General features: G+C 56.5%; 14 protein-coding genes. 5 read left to right on the forward strand and 9 right to left on the reverse strand.

All coding sequences use genetic code 11. The annotated features are described in order from the left end of the window. Positions 1-132: 132 nt before the first annotated feature. Complete coding sequence (locus ACY1JZ_RS02465) at positions 133-1,413, forward strand: methyl-accepting chemotaxis protein (RefSeq protein ID WP_270168305.1); 1,281 nt, start codon at positions 133-135, stop codon at positions 1,411-1,413. 84 nt (positions 1,414-1,497) lie between these two features. Here the strand turns inward: ACY1JZ_RS02465 and ACY1JZ_RS02470 are convergent, their stop codons facing one another. Next, the gene (locus tag ACY1JZ_RS02470) at positions 1,498-2,037 is read right to left on the reverse strand and encodes a hypothetical protein (RefSeq protein ID WP_462627911.1); all 540 of its coding nucleotides are present in this window, start codon (positions 2,035-2,037) and stop codon (positions 1,498-1,500) included. A gap of 253 nt (positions 2,038-2,290) precedes the next feature. Here ACY1JZ_RS02470 and ACY1JZ_RS02475 point away from each other — a divergent pair, with 253 nt between their 5' ends. Then, the gene (locus ACY1JZ_RS02475; RefSeq protein WP_462627912.1) at positions 2,291-3,451 is read left to right on the forward strand and encodes an iron-containing alcohol dehydrogenase; all 1,161 of its coding nucleotides are present in this window, start codon (positions 2,291-2,293) and stop codon (positions 3,449-3,451) included. A gap of 108 nt (positions 3,452-3,559) precedes the next feature. Here the strand turns inward: ACY1JZ_RS02475 and ACY1JZ_RS02480 are convergent, their stop codons facing one another. After that, positions 3,560-3,703 carry a hypothetical protein gene (locus tag ACY1JZ_RS02480; protein WP_270168300.1) on the reverse strand — a complete coding sequence of 48 codons (144 nt, stop codon included), beginning with the start codon at positions 3,701-3,703 and terminating at the stop codon, positions 3,560-3,562. Positions 3,704-3,960: 257 nt separating this feature from the next. After that, entirely contained in the window at positions 3,961-7,269 is a 3,309-nt protein-coding gene (locus tag ACY1JZ_RS02485; protein WP_462627913.1) for an S-layer homology domain-containing protein, read from the reverse strand. 184 nt (positions 7,270-7,453) lie between these two features. On the opposite strand from ACY1JZ_RS02485, the gene ACY1JZ_RS02490 reads away from it, so the two are divergent. Then, positions 7,454-9,667 (forward strand): ArpU family phage packaging/lysis transcriptional regulator, encoded by a 2,214-nt coding sequence (locus ACY1JZ_RS02490; RefSeq protein ID WP_462627914.1) that lies wholly within the window; start codon positions 7,454-7,456, stop codon positions 9,665-9,667. Between the two features lie 70 nt (positions 9,668-9,737). Here the strand turns inward: ACY1JZ_RS02490 and ACY1JZ_RS02495 are convergent, their stop codons facing one another. Then, positions 9,738-10,457: a 3-ketoacyl-ACP reductase gene (locus ACY1JZ_RS02495; RefSeq protein WP_270168295.1), complete on the reverse strand. Its 720-nt coding sequence runs from the start codon at positions 10,455-10,457 to the stop codon at positions 9,738-9,740. A gap of 165 nt (positions 10,458-10,622) precedes the next feature. Beyond that, a complete protein-coding gene (locus ACY1JZ_RS02500; protein WP_462627915.1) occupies positions 10,623-13,940 on the reverse strand; it encodes a DUF5107 domain-containing protein in 3,318 nt (1,105 codons plus the stop codon). A gap of 142 nt (positions 13,941-14,082) precedes the next feature. On the opposite strand from ACY1JZ_RS02500, the gene ACY1JZ_RS02505 reads away from it, so the two are divergent. Beyond that, a complete protein-coding gene (locus ACY1JZ_RS02505) occupies positions 14,083-14,973 on the forward strand; it encodes a helix-turn-helix domain-containing protein (protein WP_462627916.1) in 891 nt (296 codons plus the stop codon). A 66-nt stretch (positions 14,974-15,039) separates the two neighbouring features. Here the strand turns inward: ACY1JZ_RS02505 and ACY1JZ_RS02510 are convergent, their stop codons facing one another. Beyond that, on the reverse strand, positions 15,040-16,011 hold the full coding sequence (locus ACY1JZ_RS02510) for a DUF4261 domain-containing protein (protein WP_270168290.1): 972 nt from the start codon (positions 16,009-16,011) through the stop codon (positions 15,040-15,042). 508 nt (positions 16,012-16,519) lie between these two features. Between ACY1JZ_RS02510 and ACY1JZ_RS02515 the strand changes: the two genes are divergently transcribed. Continuing rightward, the gene (locus tag ACY1JZ_RS02515) at positions 16,520-16,837 is read left to right on the forward strand and encodes an antibiotic biosynthesis monooxygenase family protein (RefSeq protein ID WP_270168288.1); all 318 of its coding nucleotides are present in this window, start codon (positions 16,520-16,522) and stop codon (positions 16,835-16,837) included. 147 nt (positions 16,838-16,984) lie between these two features. On the opposite strand, the gene ACY1JZ_RS02520 is transcribed toward ACY1JZ_RS02515, so the two are convergent. From ACY1JZ_RS02520 to ACY1JZ_RS02530, 3 genes are all read right to left on the reverse strand, one after another. Then, a complete protein-coding gene (locus ACY1JZ_RS02520; RefSeq protein WP_462627917.1) occupies positions 16,985-17,836 on the reverse strand; it encodes an SDR family oxidoreductase in 852 nt (283 codons plus the stop codon). Then, positions 17,833-18,660 (reverse strand): aldo/keto reductase, encoded by an 828-nt coding sequence (locus ACY1JZ_RS02525; protein WP_462627918.1) that lies wholly within the window; start codon positions 18,658-18,660, stop codon positions 17,833-17,835. The genes ACY1JZ_RS02520 and ACY1JZ_RS02525 overlap by 4 nt, the downstream gene beginning before the upstream one ends. Before the next feature lie 353 nt (positions 18,661-19,013). Then, positions 19,014-19,343, reverse strand: a complete 330-nt coding sequence (locus ACY1JZ_RS02530) for a winged helix-turn-helix transcriptional regulator (protein WP_270168284.1) — start codon at positions 19,341-19,343, stop codon at positions 19,014-19,016. Between the last annotated feature and the right edge of the window lie 63 nt (positions 19,344-19,406).

Consider the following 19,406-nt stretch of genomic DNA (forward strand, 5'->3'; position numbering starts at 1 on the left):
TACCTGAGATAATTTAGGAGAATTGACAGATAAATATGGGCATTCATCCCTATTGTTGTGTACAATAGTAGAAGTGGCACATACACCACTGGCTAACCGATAGCCAATAACTGATTTGGGGGCCTTATAACAATGAGCGTGACCTTTAGTCTGGTAAGAAAGATTGTGGCAGGCATCGCACTGGTCGCCACGATTACCTACGGAACGAGCGCATTTTTTATTTATTTCCTCAAAGACTACATTGCGCCCGACATGAACTCTTGGCTATTCACCCTGCTGACCTTTGCCGCCGGCGTGTTCTGGACCGGGCTGCTCGGTTGGCTGACTGCCAGAATGCTCGTCAAACCTTTGAATGCGCTTCGACATGCCGCCGAGATCGCCGCGCAAGGCAATCTGACAGCAGATGTCGACATCCCGCAATCACGAGATGAGCTGATGCAGTTATCGTCCTCCTTCAATGAAATGCTGACAAGCCTGCGCAGCATCGTGCGGGACATTAATAGTCATTCCTCCCATGCTACCGGTGAGGTCGGCATGCTGAGTCATGCCGCAGAACAAGCAGCCAGCCTGCTGACCCAGATTACAGAACGTGTCGACGCCATCTCGCGCAATACAGACATTCAGGCTGAGCTGTCGCTGTCGATGTACAAGACGATAGAGGAGATTGCCAGCCTGTCCGCTGAAGCCCGCACTCGCACAGTCTCAGCCCAATCGGATGCCAGCGTCATGCTGGAATCGATGAGCAGCAGTAGTGAAGTGATACAATCCGTATCTGAAACCATGGATCGGCTGAGCAAGGAAGGCGCTGAGACGACCCGAATTGTGAAGAAGCTGGAGGAGCATGCGGACAAGATCGGAGAAATCATCGATGTAGTCGAGGATATATCCGCCCGCACGCATCTGCTCGCGTTGAACGCCTCGATCGAGGCCGCACATGCGGGCGAGCATGGACAGGGCTTTCAAGTTGTTGCGATCGAAATTCGCAAGCTGGCGAATCATAGTACGACAGAGGTACAGAACATTGGCAGCCTGATCGATGAGATTCAGAAGGATCTCTCTGTTGCTGTTCACCGTATGGAGCAGCAGGCCGAGACGACAGAGCTTGAAGCGGAGAAGACGCGCACTGGCATTGGTCAGTTGCAGGCGATCGCGGATTCCGTGCAGCGCACCGTCGAAGCTGTAGATAATGTAGCTGCCCTGATCGAGGAGCAATCGGACAAGATGAAGGCCATATTAGCCGGTGCGGAGCAGGTATCCGATGCTGCGGGTGATAACGCTGCCAAGCTCAGCAGCATCGCCTCTTCCGTACAGGAGCAGAACGGCATGGTGCAGGAGGTTGCCGCCGCCTCCCAGGAGCTGCACAACATGACTGCTGCGCTGCAGAATCGCATCGGCAAATTCCGCTTTGAATAAGTAACGATACGTAGCCCCATGCGAGCTTCAGACTACAAGCCGCATGGGGCGTCTTTTGCCCCTGCCGGAGTTTAAATAAACACTCTAGGCAAACTCTGCATATATAGAGGAGTTCGCACGAATATGATCGGCAATTCGCCGCAGACTAAGCGGGGCTACCCCCAACCATCGCTTGTACAGTGCTTCTGCCGCTTCATCGGGAACGGAATCATCCCCCAGCTTGCTCAGCCAGGCGCTGCCCGGATCAGAAGCTCGCTCGCGGCGATCCTCCAGCAGATGGCGCGTTTGCTGCAGGATGGCGAGCATGTCTTCATCACCATAGAAGCTCAGGCTGCCGCATACCCCTTCCCAGTAGCCAGGCTCCTCCATCAAGTACGACGTCCATGAGTAGAACTCCAGCCTCGATTTCACAGCATGACCATAGTACACCCAGAACATGCACAAGGCCCGCTGCTCCGGCTCTAGCCCGTCCAACACGGCCCTTTTGGTCTCCATATCCCGCGCTTTCATCTGCAGCAGAGCAGGCTCGGCACAAACCCAGCTCAGTCTTTCATCACTCAATGTGTGCAGCAATTGACGATCTAATGTAATGTTAATTCGCGCTTCCTCCTTTAATTTTACCAATCAAGAAAAATGACTGCCGCTGGCCTGGATGGGCGAAGCAGCACTCCTTCATAAACTATACCTTGATCTCTACGCTAATGTAAACCTGTGTCTTTCGAGTGTGCGCCTCTTGCATGCCGATCCGTGCCCCAGGTACCCAAGCAAAAGTTGAGATTTTTAGTTGTATCGGTTACAGTGTGAACATAAGGACAGTCTGCTGCCTTTAAGACAATGGAGCCATCCTGATTACCAAACCATGAGTGGAGGAATTGCAGTGAAAGCATTTGTTTATCAGAACCCGACCCGCCTTATTTTCGGCAAAGGCACTCTTGCGCAGCTTACCTCTCAAATCCCGCAACAAGCCCGCGTGCTGCTCGTATATGGCGGCGGCAGCATCAAGCGTAATGGCTTGTATGATCAGGTCGTCTCCCTGCTGCGGCCTCATGTCAGCCATCTCGCCGAGTTTGGCGGCGTCGAGCCCAACCCGCGACTGACCACCGTACATAAAGGAGCAGCGATCTGCAAAGAGCAGAACATCGACTTTATCCTCGCGGTCGGCGGCGGCAGTGTCATCGACTGTGTCAAAGCGATTGCAGTCGCTGCCAAGATGGAGGGCGAAGTATGGGATGTTATCTCCGGCAAGCAGTCCGCTACAGCCGCTCTTCCGCTCGGCACCGTGCTGACTCTGGCCGCTACCGGCTCCGAGATGAATGTGAACTCGGTCATTACCAATTGGGAGACACAGGAGAAGCTCGGCTGGGGCAGCGCGCTCGTCTTCCCGCAGTTCTCCATTCTTGATCCGACCTTTACATTCTCTGTGCCGCGTGATCAGACCATCTATGGCATGGTCGACATCATGTCGCATGTATTCGAGCAATATTTCAACCATACCGGCAATACTCTCGTACAGGACGGCTTCAGTGAAGCGATCCTGCGTACCGTTATTGCGACCGCACCGAAGCTGCTGGACAACCTGGAGAGCTATGAGCATCGCGAGACCATTCTATATTCAGGCACGCTGGCTTTGAACGGCACGCTGTCGATGGGCATCACCGGCGATTGGGCGACCCATAACATAGAGCATGCCGTCAGTGCCGTCTACGATATTCCGCATGGCGGCGGCCTGGCAATTCTGTTCCCGAGCTGGATGGAGCATGTGCTGGATGAAGGGGTAGCACGCTTCAAGCAGTTCGCTGTCAATGTGTTCGGCATCGACCCTGCCGGCAAGAGCGACCGCGAGACCGCGCTTGAGGGCATTCAGGCACTGCGTGACTTCTGGACATCGATTGGTGCCCCGTCACGGCTGGCAGACTATGAGATCGGCGATGACAAGCTGGAGCTGATGGCTGATAAGGCAATGCTGTTCGGATCGTTCGGCCACTTCAAGAAGCTGCAGCGCGAGGACGTGCTGGCCATCTACCGCGCCTCCCTGTAATATCTCGTTAAGAAAAGGCTCCGCCTGAGTCAGCCGCAAGGCCGTTCGGGCGGAGCCTTTCTCTATGATTGTTGCCATTCGCAGCTAGAGAATACAGCTACATGTGGCTTAGAAGAACAGGCCGGTATCGCTGACATTCTTCACCGTCTTATAGATGAGGTAGGGCAGCATCACAATGCCGAAGACACCAAACCCCATACCGGTCATCAGGGCCTTCCAGTTATTCCATCTCTCGCTTGATTGTCTTGTCATTGTGATCCTCTCCTCACATGAAGCGTCCGGCAAGCGGGCGCAGAATGTATTCCATACTGTGATTCCTATCACGATCCACCCTTGCGAATGTGATCTATGTATCTATTATAAGAATTTTCTGACAATTTGTCAATTGTGTGTCTTTATTTTGACCCCCAGCAGCTTGTGCGAGCCTCCTCATGGCATAGACACGAAGGGGCTATGCCGCAAGTCATACCTGACTTGTGGAACAGCCCCTTCGCTTTGCCCAAAGTGAGTTACTTCACCGTTTCGTCCTTCGCTACATGCTCCAATAGCCGTAATAGCACCGTTATCGCCTCTGCTCGTGTCGCCTCTTCCTGCGCCTCGAAGCGCCCGGCACTACGTCCGCTTACAATATGATGTTCATGCAGCGTTCGGATCGCTGATTTCGCCCATGGAGGGAGGAGCGCATCATCCTTGAAGCCCGTGGAAGCTTCCTGCGAGCTGGCGGGCATACCTAGCGCCCTGGCGGTCACTACAGCCATCTCCGCACGGCTGATCGGCTGATCGGGACGAAAGCTTCCATCAGCATATCCGTCGATCCAGCCCAACTCCAGAGCCTGCGCGATAGAAGCTTCCGCCCATGCTCCAATGGCCTCCTTGTCCGAGAAGGACAGCGCCACTCCCTTAGCTTGCGGGTGCATGGCGCGCGCCAGCATGACGATGAATTCCGCCCGGGTCACCGGCCGGTTCGGACGAAACGTCTGGTCAGGGTAGCCCTTCACCAGTTGCAGCGTCAGCGCCCTCTTAACCGCATCTTCTGCCCAATGTCCCGCGACATCCTGCCATCCTTGCTGCACATGCGGCTCCTCATCAAGCGGATTCGAATGCTCACCCGGCTGCGCCGGTTCTGATTCCGGTTCAGGCTCGGCAGCCGCTTCCTTGCCATCATCAGGGCCGCGGCCGCCCCCCTCCATATCGTCCGTTAGCGAAGGATAGTAGGGGGCAGGAGGCGCCAGACTGATCTCCATCTCGTTATAGGCGGCAATCGCCTGCTCCAGCTTGACCGTCGCTGCGGCTGCCTCTTCTTGAAGGACTGCCGCAGCGTCCGTCTTCTCTTGCGCTGCGGCTATCGCCTGTCTTAGCATCTTCCGCGCACTCGGCGGGAACTGTCCCGCTCTTGCGCCTTCAACCGTACTGTCCAGACGAAGCAGCGCCTGCTGAATGGTAGTGAGCAGCGCCGACGTATCCGCCGCCGTTTTCGCCACCATGCTCAAGCCCGTCCCTTCGCCTGCGGCATTGAAGGCTTTTACTGTAAGGGTATAACGAGCGCCTGCAGACAATTCCGTCAGCACATAGATGCGCTCCTCTTGGCTGCTGATGACCGCAACGGGCACCGTCTCGTCATTCCTGTAGATTCGGTACCCCGATATACCCGCAGCCGCCTGTGCCGACGGCCATGCCAGCTTGAGCGATGTCGTCGTTCCTTCCATGACGCTCAGTTCTCCAGCAGTCCAGACTGGGGCATCTGGCACCGGCACCTCAGACGAACGATATAACGTCAACGCCGCGTTCAGCTCGCGAACCGCTTCCGCAACTTCATCCTTCGTCGCCCGCTCATACCCGGCGACCACTTTGGCCGCAGCTATAGCCTCACCCAGCTTCACTCGCGCGCTCGTCGGATACTGCCCCGGGCTGTTCCCTTCCTCGGTTAATGACAAACTGTCGTCTGCCTGGGCAATTAACGCCGTCAGCTCCGCCGTATCTGGCTGAACCGTCACCAGCACGGTAGCCGTATAGCCGCCATCCACTGTCGCCACTTGAATCGAGGCCGTACCTGGCGCTCCTGGCGTCACCCATCCTGTCTCACCGATTTGCGCCACATCGGGATGACTCGATTGCCAAACTACACTGGAGTTCGTCGCATCCGCGGGCTCTATAATGGCTGTCAACTGTCGTCCCTCCCCATGCTCCTTCAGCACAAGGCTCTCCTCCGAAATTCGGACCCCCAAGACGGGCACAGCTTGCCGTATATGCGTGGCTTCCAGTAGTAGGCTGCTCCACCTCTGAATAAGGCCGTCACCGTCCGTCTCATACAAAATGAGATACTCCCCTGCACGAACATCGGTAATATCAGCCTCCGCTCCGCCACCCGGGGTATACCAAGCGGTTCCTTCAGGCAGCGCTTCTCCCCGCAATGGCCGTTCCGCCTCAGTTCGATCGAGCCGATAGGCAAAACGAGTCCCTGCTTGCTGCGGCTCTGCCGACACCGATGTCGAACCTAACGCTACTCCCGGATGCACCGCAAATCCATGGATGGGAGGAGCCGGCTCGACGACGACAAGCTGCAAGGTCGCGCTCGTGCTGCGAAGTGCCCGATCGGTTGCCGTCAGCACCACGGAGAAAGCTCCGCTTTCCTCTGGAAGGCCTGTGATCCGCCCCATGCCATCCATCTCCAACCCTCCCGGCAGCCCGCTCGCCTGCCAGCTCAATCCTCCTGATGCGCCGTCAACCCCGTCTGCATTTGCCTCATACCGCATGCCAACTCTTCCCTGAGGCAGCTCCTCCGTCAAGATGGCTGGACGCAAATAAGGATAGCCGTCATTCACTTGCCCATCTATCGTCCAGAGCTCATCGAAATCCCAACCCTCAAAGGACAGCGCCTCACGCATCGCTGCTGCGGACAAGCCGAGAGCTTTCTGATCCGTGCCGCTGGCATCTCCCCCCACCCCCAGCAGCCGTTCATTCGCATCCAGATTAAAGTAGGCATGATTTACACTCCCGCTAAAAAACATCACGCCCAAAAACCCGCCCATCGTGGCCGTTGTAAGCAGGGTGTGCCCCACCTTTCCAGATGCATAGCTGAATTCGAGCGTTCCGTATACCATATGCCCTACCAGACCGCCCAGAAATACATAGCCATTGTCGGTAACGGGGCTGTGCACATACCCTGTCGCATACGAATGCCGAATGAAGCCCTCGCCCTGCGCACCGCTCAAGCCCCCCGCATAGATGTTGTCGGCTGTGCCGCTTTGAACCTCTGCTGTAGAAAAGGATCGTGTAATGGAGGAATGATTCGACACACCTGCCAGTCCTCCGGTGCAGGAGACATTGCCTCCATTTCCCCCTTGAACTCTGCCTTGCGAGAACGAGCGGTCAATTGTTCCGCCATCGAGCAAGGCGACCAAGCCCCCCGTATACCTCCCGCCCTGAATGTCCACCACTACGCCTACATTTCGAATTTCACCAGACACCTTCCCGAAAAAGCCTGCGTGCTCCCGTTCGCCGCTGATGACGATCCCTGTAATGGTATGGCCTCGACCATCAAATATTCCGCTGTAGGCTGCATATTCATTGCCTCCAAATGGAAGCCAGCGGTGCCCTGTCAGATCAAGGTTCTTCACCAAGCGAATGTTGGCATCCAGGTACTGCTCCTGATGCATGTTCATATAGTCGAGCTGCTGCTCCGTACTTACAATTACCCAGCCATCCCGCTCGGCAGGCACAGCGGCCTCCTCCGCATACGTCATCGCAACCCAGCCGCCCTGCGGTACGAGCATCGTCCCTAGCAGACAACACAAGGTGATCCGAAAAATACGTCTCAATAAATGCATACCTGCTCCTTTACCCTACTGGTTATAAAATGATTATAATTATAGTATAAAGTAACGGTAGCATCGGGATGTTTCATCTTTGTTTCATTCTTCATCCCCAAAATTTAAGAGGAAAGTAGCGGACAGCATGCAACCACAACCGATAACACGACCGATAATAGAACATTCGCGAGAAATGGAGCACTTTAACGGCTGGCTGAATGACCAGGCGGCCTCCACGCTCATCCTGTCGATTCACGGAATCGGAGGCATTGGCAAAACCACTCTGCTCACCGAGATGGCGGGCACTGCTCAGCGTGCTTCCCTGCTTACCTTATGGCTGGACGGACAGAGCGAGCTGTCTAGCTCGAGCGCTTTTCTATCTGCGCTGGAGCTGGGACTGGCCAGTGAATATAATCGCCTGCGAGCTGAGGAGGATTCTCAGCTCGCCTATATTGTGTCGGAGCTGTCCAGGCAGAAGACGGTGCTGCTCATCGATCATTGCGAGAGTTTGGCTGCCGTTCAGGGCTGGCTGCTTGCCACCTTTCTGCCGCAGCTTGCCTCTGCCAACGTGCTGTTCGTCTTCGCCTCGCGAGGAGGTCTGCCGACCAAGTGGCTCACTAACCCGTATTGGAGCCCCCGCATCGTCTCTTGTCCCTTGCGGCTATTCAACCGTGCCGAGGTGAGCCGATATGTGCAAGGATGTGGTCTGTCACCCGACATACAACAGAGGATCGCCAGACAGACCGAGGGCCATCCACTATTGCTCGCATTGACGGTCGACCTGCTGCAGGAGCAGGCGGGTCATTCGCAGCGGACGCTGAATCTGAATATTCCTGCTATACTGAGTGCGGATTTTCTCCAGGAAGCGGCATCCCCAGAGCTATATCAGGCCTTGACGATGCTGTCTTTGCTTCCGGCTGCCGATCAAGGCAGTCTGACTTATATGCTGGAACAGCCTGTTCTGCTATCCGCGTATCATGCGCTAGCCCAGCTATCCTTCGTTCGCACCACTGCGCACGGCCTCGCCCTGCATCATGTCGTGGCCCATCTGCTGCGCGAGGACTGGGCACAGCGGCATCCACTGCAATTCCAAACATTGCGCCAACGTGCCCTGGAATGGCTAATAGATGAATTCCATGGCGCGGACAAGCGCTGGCAGATGCGTATTGCCGCGCATGTGCTGGAGCTGTATAGAGAATTCCTCCCGACTGCTCATGCTTATGCCGACTTCTCTACACGGCTGCTGTCTGGAGAGCAGCAGCCGTATCGGCCTGAGGATCTGCCCGTTCTCCAGCAATTGCTGTCCGAATCCATCCAGGGCTCCAACTGGCAATCTGAGCTCGTCCAGCCGGATGCTTATTATGCGTTACTGGACGATATTGCCTCCCATTGTCCAACAGGCATCTTCATCGTCCGCGATGAAGATGGCGCCCCGCTTGCCTTCTGTGCCGGATTGTGGCTGCATCAGCAGACGCTCCCGCTGTTGCAGCAGTATGTGCCAGCGCTTCTCCCTGTGCTTGACAATGAGCTGCCTGAACTGCGCGAGACACCGCCAGAAGCGGCGGACTCCGTCTTCATCCTGTTAGCTGCGGTCGATGTCCAGCAGCCCTTGTATGCCCCGGAAGAGCTGGGGGCGCTGCTGCTTCAGCACTGGCTCATCTCGATGACCTTAGGGGTGCGGGGAATGATGGTGACGGGCGATCCTCAGCTCAATGCACTGTTTCCGATACTTGGACTGCATTCACAGGGCACCCTCCCAGCCTGTTCGGCCGACCACGGCGAATTAACACGCTGGGAGATCGATTTCCGGCAGATCGCCTTCCCGGAATGGATTCAGACGATCATTCGGCAGACAGGGCTGCCCCGAGCCTCGGCATTACCGTCAAAGCCTGAGGCGAGGGCGGCAGCGAGGACGGCTGAGACGACACCGACCGGCTCCGCCGCCTCTGAGGTGCAGGCCGCAGCGAACGCAGCCCCATCAAGCGCGTCCGGCTCCGCCTCATCCGCAGCCGCCACACCGAGCCCATATGGAGACGGAGACGCACCTCCCGCACCGGGCATCTCGCGGCTGGAGATGAAGCGCGTGCTGGAGCTCTTGTATCGGCCTGAGCAGCTTCATGCTCTTCCAGCCGTCAGAGCGCTTCAACTGCGCGGTATCCATATCCATGCCCGAATCAACGAAGCGCTGCACGCCACTTCCGCCACCTCTCCACTCACGGAGCTGCAGCAGCGCATCCTGCGAGAGACCTACCTCAATAAACAGCGCAATAAAAATCAACTGGCCGATGCCTTCCATATGAGCAGAACGACCTTTTACCGCCAATCACAGCTAGCGCTGACACATCTTGCTTATCTGGTCTCATCCGATTCATTCTCTGAGAACAAGCACCAAGAGCAGTCCTCCTGAAGCCAGGAAGACTGCTCTTGGTTATCGCTTGCTCTGCTAATGTTAATCGAAGTGAATTCGTGTCGATGACCTATTGCGGATTGGTCGTCCAGATGCCTGCTGATTTGATCATCACGCGCTGCGGCAGCTTCACCGTTGCCAGGATCAGCTCCGCCACATCCTCTGCCTGCATCATCCGGTCTTCATCCCCGATCTTCAGCCCGGCACTGACAGCGAGCGGCGTATTCACTGTGCTTGGCGTTAGCGCCGTCACGCGAATATTGGATTTACGCACCTCTTGCATCAACGCTTCCGTCAGCCCCATCACGGCAAATTTGGATGCGCAATACGCCGAGCCCGTAGCAAATCCCCGCTCACCGGCCGTCGATGCGATGTTGATGATCGTCCCGCTGTCCTGCTTCAGCATCGTCGGAAGCGCTGCGCGGGTTACATAGTAGGTTCCCATCAGGTTCGTCTGGATGATGCCCTCCCATACCTCCGGCTCCATATCGAGCAGCGTCCCGAATTGTCCGATTCCCGCATTATTCAATAAAATATCGATCGCGCCCAGCTCTTCCGCCAGGCGAGACACTGCTGCGTCGACCTCGCTCTTGCGCGATACATCGACAACAGCCGTGTACACCTTAATCCCATATGTAGCTGCCAACTCTGCGCTCAGCGACTCCAGATCGCTGCCTGTACGGGAGATCAGCCCGAGATGAACGCCCTCCCGCGCCAGTGCCTCTGCCGTTGCCTTGCCGATTCCTTTGCCTGCGCCGGTAATGACGGCGGTCTTGTTCTTCAATTCCATTCTCGCTCTCTCCCTTGCCTGGATAATAGCTGCCAGCCTATGCCTGCCGCTCCTCCCATTATACCAAATGTACCCAGCCAAATAAAAACCTCTCCCACTCCTCCCTTCAAAAAGAAGCAGAGGCCGGGTTATCCCCGGCCCCGGCCTCGTCCTTCCTGCTTCATCTTATGGCAAATGCAGGAGTGCCCCTTGATGCCCTGGCTCTAGCTCAAGCACAGCGCGCAGCTCCGCGGCGGCTTCCTCATTGCGCTGTAGTCCGAGCAGCCCCAGCCCCCGCATAAATCGGCAATGAATACGGTTCTTGCGATTCAGATCCTCCTCGAAGACGAGGAAATCCGGCAGCGAGACGGCAAAATAGTCCATGCTCACCTCATCGAACACATGCCTCTCCGCATAATCAATCAGCTTGTTGAACCGCCGCTTCGCCTCCTTCTCATTGCCCAGCTTGAGCCAGGCCAGCCCCTGATAATAGATCATCTCCGGCGGCTGATCATTATAGTACATCGCACTCGCCGGCTCATCCAGGCCAACCGCAGCCTGAGCGAAGGCTTGCTCCGCCTCCTCATGCCGCCCTTGAGCTGCAAGGACGCAGCCCAGGTAATAATAGATGTTATTCTCCTGAGCGCCCGCCAGCTTGCCCTCGCCGAGCGAATGAGGGTAGACGGTGGCTGCCGCAAGCAGCTCCTGCGCACGGTCGTAATCGCCGGCAGCCAGACTGCGCTTGCCCAGCTCTACATGAGCGAGCACATATTGTCCGGTGGACTTGCCCTCACCGCCCTCCCACGGGTGGAAATTGCGGGCAGACAAGGCCGCAGCAGCCTCCTCGTAGCGCTGCAGCGTATTCAGCAGCGTCACGTACTCGATATACAGATCGTCGCGCTGCTCGACCAATTCCTTATGCTGCTCCAGCCGCTCCAAGCGCTCCTGCACAGGATGACCGAGCTTCTTATAGAGCTGATCCAGCTCGAACAGCACCCGCGCATCGTCTGGCGCACATGCGAAGGCTTGCTCCAGCGCTTCCCGCGCAGCCTGCGGCTGACCTTGCTTGTTGTAGTAAGCAAGCGCCAGATTGCGGTGCACCGTCGGAAAGCTGCTATTCAGGCTGCGTGAAGCCTCCCACTGCGCCACGGCCTCCGCAGTGCGCTTCTTGTCATACAGCAGGTTGCCGAGATAGTAACGCGCGCGGTCATCCTCTGGCGCAGCCGCTACAGCCGACTCCAGCACCTGCAGCTCGAACAGGCTGTTCGGGAAGCAGTAGTCCGGTGCAGCGTCATGCCCGGCCTGGCGGCTAGCCGCCGCAGCAGCCGCGTCGCCATCCTGCTCCTCCATCCAGGCCAGCGCATAGTGCAGCATCGGATAGGAGACGCCGCTGGCGATATAATGCTCCAGCACCTGCCGGGCTTCACCAGTCAGGCCGCTGCCCGCATAGTCCGCCGCAAGGCTCATCACATTATGCGCATCTCGACGCATCAGCCGTTCAAGCCGTTCCCGCGCCGCAGCAGCCTCTTCGCTCCGCTCCAGCGCCTCCAGTGCCAGCGCATACTCATTCGCAGCGCCGAAGTCTGCGATGTCCAGCCGCCGCGTCTCCTCCGCCCACTCCAGCGCCGCGGCAAGGCGACCCAGCTTGCGCAGCAATGCGCCCTTCAGATGGCGCGCCTTGTAATTATGCGCATTGCGCACGAGCGATCGCTCCACCAGCTCGAGCGCCTCCACATAGCTGCCCTTGGCGCACGCGATCTGCGCCAATGTGAAGTAGCCGCTATCCTGCCAGGCGGCAGACCAGACAGCCTTGTACAGCGCCGCATAAGCTTCCTCCAGCCGCCCCTGCAGCTTCAATGACAGCCCAAGCTGGTAATACGCTTCGCTGTCATATGGATTCGGGTTGCGCCAGGTCAGCGAACGGATTGCTGCGCGGAAGTGGTGCTCGCTCTCCACCCATAGCCCGCGGCGCGCAAGCAGCGTACCATAGGCGACGTTGATGCGAATATCGCCCGGATCACGCCGCAATCCCTCCAGATAATAAGCCTCCGGCTCGAAGGTCGCATGGCGATACTGCTCCAGATGCAGCCCCGCCAAGTATAGCTGCTCGTTCGTCTGCAGCTTCTCCGGCGCTTCCAGCGGCTTGGCAGCGTCCGGCACCTGCTCAATCTCCGGTCGCTTCGGCTGATAGGCTACCAGCAGCCGGCCATCCGCTGCATGCACGGTAACCCGAAGCTGATGCTCCTGCTCACTGGCATCCAGCCCAATGGCGGATCTGTAGGTGGAGCTTGGGGATAGCCGCACCGTCTCGCGCAGATAGGTACGCTCGCTCCCCCGCAGCTCCACTACCGCTTCTTCAAATACAGCCGTAGCGTACACCTGTACGATAGCGCTCCCGGCCTCCACCTCCAGGTTGATCGCAGCATCAATGGAGGCATTTTTGACGACGCCAATATTTTTGTAAGGCATGAAATATTGGGTGAATTGCTTCTCCTCATACGGCTGCAGCCACGTGAAGTCCGGCTGGTTATCCGTGAAGACTCCGGTCATCAGCTCGATATACGGCCCGTCCTCATCTGTTAGCTGGCGATCCCAAGCCTGACCGAACTCTCCATTGCCCCATGTCCATTGCTTTTTGCCTGGGGAGATATGATGATTGGCTACGTGCAGCAGTCCGGCCTGCACGCCATGATCATAACCGCCGACAAAGTTATAGTCCGACTTGTAGGCCATGTAGGAGGTCGGGACAGGAATGTTCTTGTAGCGAGATATATCGACGCCAGCGGAATAATCCATCTTATAGTAGGTGCCTGTCGCGATCGGGAAGCGGGACACATCGCGCTTGCCGTGGTCGAAGACGGCGTTCACATCCGGCGGGAATACGGACTGCGTATCGTCATTGACCGCTACCGCCGGATTGGCCCACCACAGGAACGTTTGCGCCTGCGGCGTGCGGTTGTACAACTGTGCATGGATTTCCAGATAAGCCTTGCCCGGATGCAATGTGAATCCAGCCGTCACCTTCGTCCCGTACATGCGGTCGATCTCGCTCACCCATACGGTAGCGCTGCCATCAGCATGCGACTGCAGCTCATACTCGACAGGGCCGAACGTATTCGGACGGTGATGCTGCGGCCAATTGAACTCGATGCCGCCCGAGATCCAGGGTCCGGCCAGCCCGACTAGCGCGGGCTTGATGACACGGTTATAATAGACGAAATCATACTGATTCGTCTTATCCAGCGCACGGTACACACGCCCGCCCAGCTCTGGCATGATCTCGATGCGCACATACTCATTTTCCAGAATCACCAGCCGATATTCCTTCGGCCTCTTCTCATCCTCGATCTTGTCGATAACCGGATGCGGGTATACTCTGCCCGAGCTGCCCTGATAGACGCGCTTCTCCAGAAACATCGGGTTTTTATCCGGTTTCCCCACCCCATACGTGGGGATGGAGACAACCTCCTCCCGCAGTTGAACAGCCGCCTTGCCTGCTTCCATCGTCAGTTCCTCCCTACGGCGCTCGGCGCCTTGCTTGATGCTCTAACTTTACCGCGCCGAGCGGCGGCTGCCAATTGACGAAACACGCCAGATGATGGATTATATTCTTATTGGAATGATACTCAAAAGGAGGCAACCTGGGATGGACGAGATTCAAAAGCCCGATGGCTTCGCTGCGCAGCGCCTGCTCGTGCTGCCAGACTATATGCGCAAGGAACTGGAGCAGCACCCGCTCACCAGCACACTCTACATCCAGGACATCGGATTTTTCCCGCACGCCCGTTATCATTACCGGGAGCGCGCGGAGGGCTGCGATACCCATATTGTCATTTTGTGCGCGCAGGGGTCAGGCTGGATCGAGCGCGAGGGGCACAGGCGAATCGGGCTGCTCCCCCGGCAGTTGTATATTATTCCGGCAGGCAGCACACATCGCTATGGAGCCTCGGACAGCGATCCGTGGAGCATCTACTGGTTCCATCTGCATGGCAAGGACGCGCTGGAGCTTATTCGCTGCTATGAGCTGGATCAAGGCGCTGTGCAGCTTACTCTAGGTGCCTACACGCGCACCATTGAGCTGTTCGAGCAATGCTGCGAGCTGCTGGAGAACCGTATCTACTCGCTCCCCGTCCATATCCATGTCTCGCAGACGATGCGCTCGCTTCTGAGTACGGTTGGACTCGGTGCGGGTCACTCCCCCCAAGTGCAAAAGCGGGAGCAGTATCTGGGCGAGGCGCTCCGCTACATGACCGAGCGGCTGGCAGAGCCGCTGACCCTCGCGGAACTTGCAGGTCATCTCGTTCTGTCCAAGCCTTATGTCACCTATCTGTTCAATCAGGAGACCGGCTTCCCGCCGATCGAATATTTTCTGCGCCTGAAGATGCAGCGCGCCTCGCAGTTGCTCGATCTCACCGGTCTGAGCGTGAAGGAGGTTGCCGCTGCCGTCGGCATATCCGACCCCTACTACTTCTCCAGATTGTTCAAAAAAATTATCGGCAGCTCCCCTAGCAGCTACCGCAGCATCCCCAAGGGATGAGCGTGTAGCAAGCAGGAGGCTGCCGATATGGTTCGCCCGCCGCCACGGGCGGGTTGATCGTCTATGTTACTGCCCGGCGGCGTCTTTCTCCTCATGATGCTGTCGACCGGCATAATGCTCTGGCCCGGGGTTCAGATCGAGCACCACCCGCTGCGGAGCCGCCAGGGCATACTGATGCTCGCAGAACCATTTCTCATGCTCTGTCGGTCCAACCGTTTCCCCGTCCGAGATGATATCGCCATTGTGGAACAGATAATAGCCGATGTCTCCGACGAAGGAAGCGATCTCGTTCGGCTCCAGATCGTAATAGTGACACTGAACATCGGGAATGCCGAGCGCCGCCAGACCTAACGTATCCACCAGCATCTCGCTGCGTTCGCTCTCCTCCCGATTGACATTATAGAACCGCACATTCAGCGCGCCGTATAACAGTTGCCCCTCCTCCAACGCAGCCAGATAGGCGGAAGGCTCGACGAGCTTATCACTCGCACGGAAATAGACCGCATCGCAGGGCGCTGTCTCCAGCAAGGCACGCAGCACACTGTTGTTCAGTTGGAGCCGTTCCTTATAAGGCAGTCCCGATGCGCAAAAATCGTTAAGCAGCAGCGAATAGCGACACTCCGACACGGTCTGCCCGGCATCCGGCCAGTGCCAGCTCTGCTGAATCGCCGTCTCGAAGGCTTCCATCTCCGGTTGTTGGTCTGAAGGCAGCACACAAGTCTGCGCGGGCAGCTCTCCTTCCTCATATTCCACCATATAGTGATGATGAAAGAACATGCGGATACCAGGCGCTGCCGCCTCTCCCGGATTAGACTGCCAGACTGCCAGTCCTTCGGGCTCCTCCATCTCCTCCTCAAGCGGACGATCGGTTCTTCCTGTATGTTCAATGATCTTCTGGTAGAGAAGCTCATCATCAATGAGCGGAGGCTCCTTGTACAGCAATTCGATCATATATACCCGGTTAAAGCCGAAGCGGGAGTCCTCCTCCACCTCTTCCAACACCGTCTCCTCATCGTATTCTGTTTCTAGCTCGTTCATCCTTCCCGCCCCTTCCCAGCTTCCCTGTCTGTCTTCTTTCTATGTGTTCTGTTCGCCAATTCTGGTTGCCAATTCTGGTTGTCAATTTTGGTTGTGTAGCAAGCTAATAACTTCTCAGATTTCCAAGCGTAAACGGCTGTCGCCGTCCTTGACGGACTAAGCTTGTTTCGCGTAGATATAGAAGCACATATAAGGCCAACAGCACTTATACATTCTTATATATTGACAAAAAGCCTGCATGCCATCTGAAAAATGAGTCTTCTTGCATCCAAATTTAGGCCCAAATTCACAGTTTTTGCGTGCAACAACCGTCTCTTCAGCCGAAAACATAACCGCTAATTATGCTTATTGCTCACTGATCTTGAATGAAGCTCTCCGTGAACTGGTATAATGGTGCCATCTCAAATATATTGGGAACATGCTTACGAATCGGCGCTTGGGAGTCCATATAGACGCACCGGACATCAAGCGGGAGGAACGAAGCTCATACTGAGGAGGAATCATAATCATGATACTGGAAGTAGCGATATTGCATATTAAGCCGGGTACAAGCAGTGAATTCGAGAGTGCCTTTCGCAAGGCTTCGCGGCTGATCTCCAGCATGCGGGGGTATGTGGGGCATGAACTGCAGAAATGTGTGGAGGAACAGGACAAATATATCCTGCTGGTGCGCTGGGAATCGATCAAAGCCCATACGGTCGGCTTTCGCGGGTCGCCGCAATATGAGGAATGGAAGGCGCTATTGCATCACTTCTACGATCCGTTCCCGATTGTCGAGCATTATGTAGACATTCGCCTGGATGACGCCGCTCCGACTGAGTCATAACCCTGAGCCGCCACAGCTTGGTCGTTTCCTCTACAAGACATGGCCCGATGCTCCTGCCAGAGAGTCAACGGGCCAGAACCGCAGTATCGCAGCAACGCCTGAGCAAGAGCAGCATCTTCCCTCTGCTCTTGCCCTGAGCCCATCACATCAGAGCGGCGGCGCTCCTGTCTGCTGCACACTCCACGCCCATAGTTGCTCTGCTGCCTTGCGGTCAGCCGCCTTAGAGCTGAGCCGCTGCGGGCGCTGCTTATAATAATATTCGCCGCTGACCTTGGCAACCTCAGGATGCCGAGCCAGATAGAGCGCCGTCTGCGAGCCCTCCTCCGCGGTCAGGAAGAAGGGGCGCATCAGCGCGTACATTCCTTTGCCGAAGCCGGTGCTGCGGTTGACGCCAAGGCTGGTGGCCACAGCACCTGGATGCAGACAATTGACGGTCACGCTCGTGCCCTCCAGCCTGCGCGCCAGCTCCGTCGTGAATAGAATGTTCGCCAGCTTGGACTGCCCGTAGCCTCGCATAACATTAAAGCCGCGTGTCAGGTTCAGATCTGCAAAGTCGAGCCGCCCCACCTTGTAGGCGCCGGAGGATACGATAACGATGCGGCCTTGCTCCGCTTCCTTCAGCCTACCCAGCAGCAGCAGAGTCAGCAGGAAGTGTCCCAAATGGTTGACCCCGAGCATCAGCTCGAACCCGTCCGCCGTCTCCTGACGCTTCAGGCTGATGACGCCCGCATTGTTGATCAGCACATCGAGCGGCTTGCCCGTCGCGAGAAACTCTGCGGCAAACCGGCGAATGCTGGCGAGCGAACCCAGATCGCACAGCATCAGCTCTGCTGTCCCTTGTCCTCCGCTCGCTCTGAGCGCCTGTTCGACCGCCGCGCGTCCCCGTTCCTCACTGCGACATACCATGATGATATGCCAGCCTTCCTTCAACAAGCCGATGGATGTCGCCAGCCCCATGCCGGCATTCGCGCCGGTAACGATCGCCGTCTTCGCCATCAAAAATTAAAATTGTCAGGATCAGGGCCAAAGCGCTTATCTTGATTCAATGCATCCAGACGAGCCATATCCTCCCCGGACAGCTCAAAATCGAACACCTTCGCATTTTCTTCAATGCGATGGGAAGTAACTGACTTCGGTATCGTCACAACACCATGCTGCAGGTCCCAACGGAGCACGATCTGCGCTGCCGACTTGCCATACTTGGCGCTCAGCTCTGCCAGCAGTGGAAGCTCCAGATTGCCCTGCATCAGCGGACTCCACGCCTCAAGCTGAATGCGCTGCTCACGGCAGAAGGAGAGCAGCGGCTTCTGCGTGAGCAGCGGGTGGAATTCCACCTGATTGACCATCGGCGCTACCTCGCATCCGTCCAGCAGGTCCTGCAGATGATGCACCTGGAAATTGCTGACCCCAATCGCTCGTACAGCCCCATCCTTATAGAGCTTCTCCAGCGCCCGCCATGTTTCCTTATATTTGCCCTTCACCGGCCAATGAATCAAGTAGAGGTCAAGGATGTCCAGGCCCAGCTTGCGGCGGCTATCCTCAAAGGCCCGCAGTGTGGAATCATAGCCCTGATGGGCATTCCACACCTTCGTCGTGATGAATAGACTGTCACGCGGCACGCCTGAATCCCTGATCGCCCGTCCAACGCCTTCTTCATTGGCATAAGCGGCAGCCGTATCAATGCTGACATAGCCTGTCTGTATGGCATGTCTGACAGAGGCTTCTACCTCTTCTCCCTCCTTGACCTGCCACACGCCCAAGCCTAGCCAAGGCATGCTTACCCCATTGTTTAACACTGTACAATCCTTCAAATGCTGTGCCATATGTACCTCCCAAAGATAAAGTGATGATACCTGTCCAAACACTAACCTCGGTCGCCGCCGACTGCCGGCGAATATGTCAGCCATTCTTATTATAGCCCAATTTTTCCTCCAAAAGGAATCCGAATCATCATGACTATGAAGATGCAGGCTATCACGGAACGAACCGCCGCATTACAGACGCTATGGGTCAAGATGCGCTATGGTCACCTGGGAGCATAAGCGATCCGCTCCCTGACAAACACAGAAACGCGATGTCGAAATGGCAGCAGAACCATTTTCGTACATCGCGTGTCTGTGTTTTGCCGAGCGAGCATTCGGCCAGATCAGATCGGTTCAGAGTGTTCAGACAAGCCCTAGTTCTGCGCTTCTGAAGGAAGCGTGATCCATTCGTAGGACCACTTCTCGATTCCTCGCACCACATCCTCCAGTGCTCTTCCCTTTTCCGTAAGCGAATATTCAATCCGAACAGGCGTCTCGGGGTAGACAGCCCGGTGCACGATGCCTTCGTGCTCCAGTTCCTTCAGCCGTTCGGATAATAGCTTGCCGCTGATCGGCAGATTACCCTCTATCGCGCAGAACCGCTGCGGTCCTGGCAGCAACTGATGGATTATTAGCGCGGTCCAGCGCTTGCTGATCAGTTGCATTCCCTTCTCGAGTCGCGGACACAACGCTGAAATCTCCATTTTATCACCTCTTTATTAACATCATTATACCAAACATTATACAAGTAAGAAAGTTAATTATAT

The organism is Paenibacillus sp. J5 (assembly GCF_054955055.1).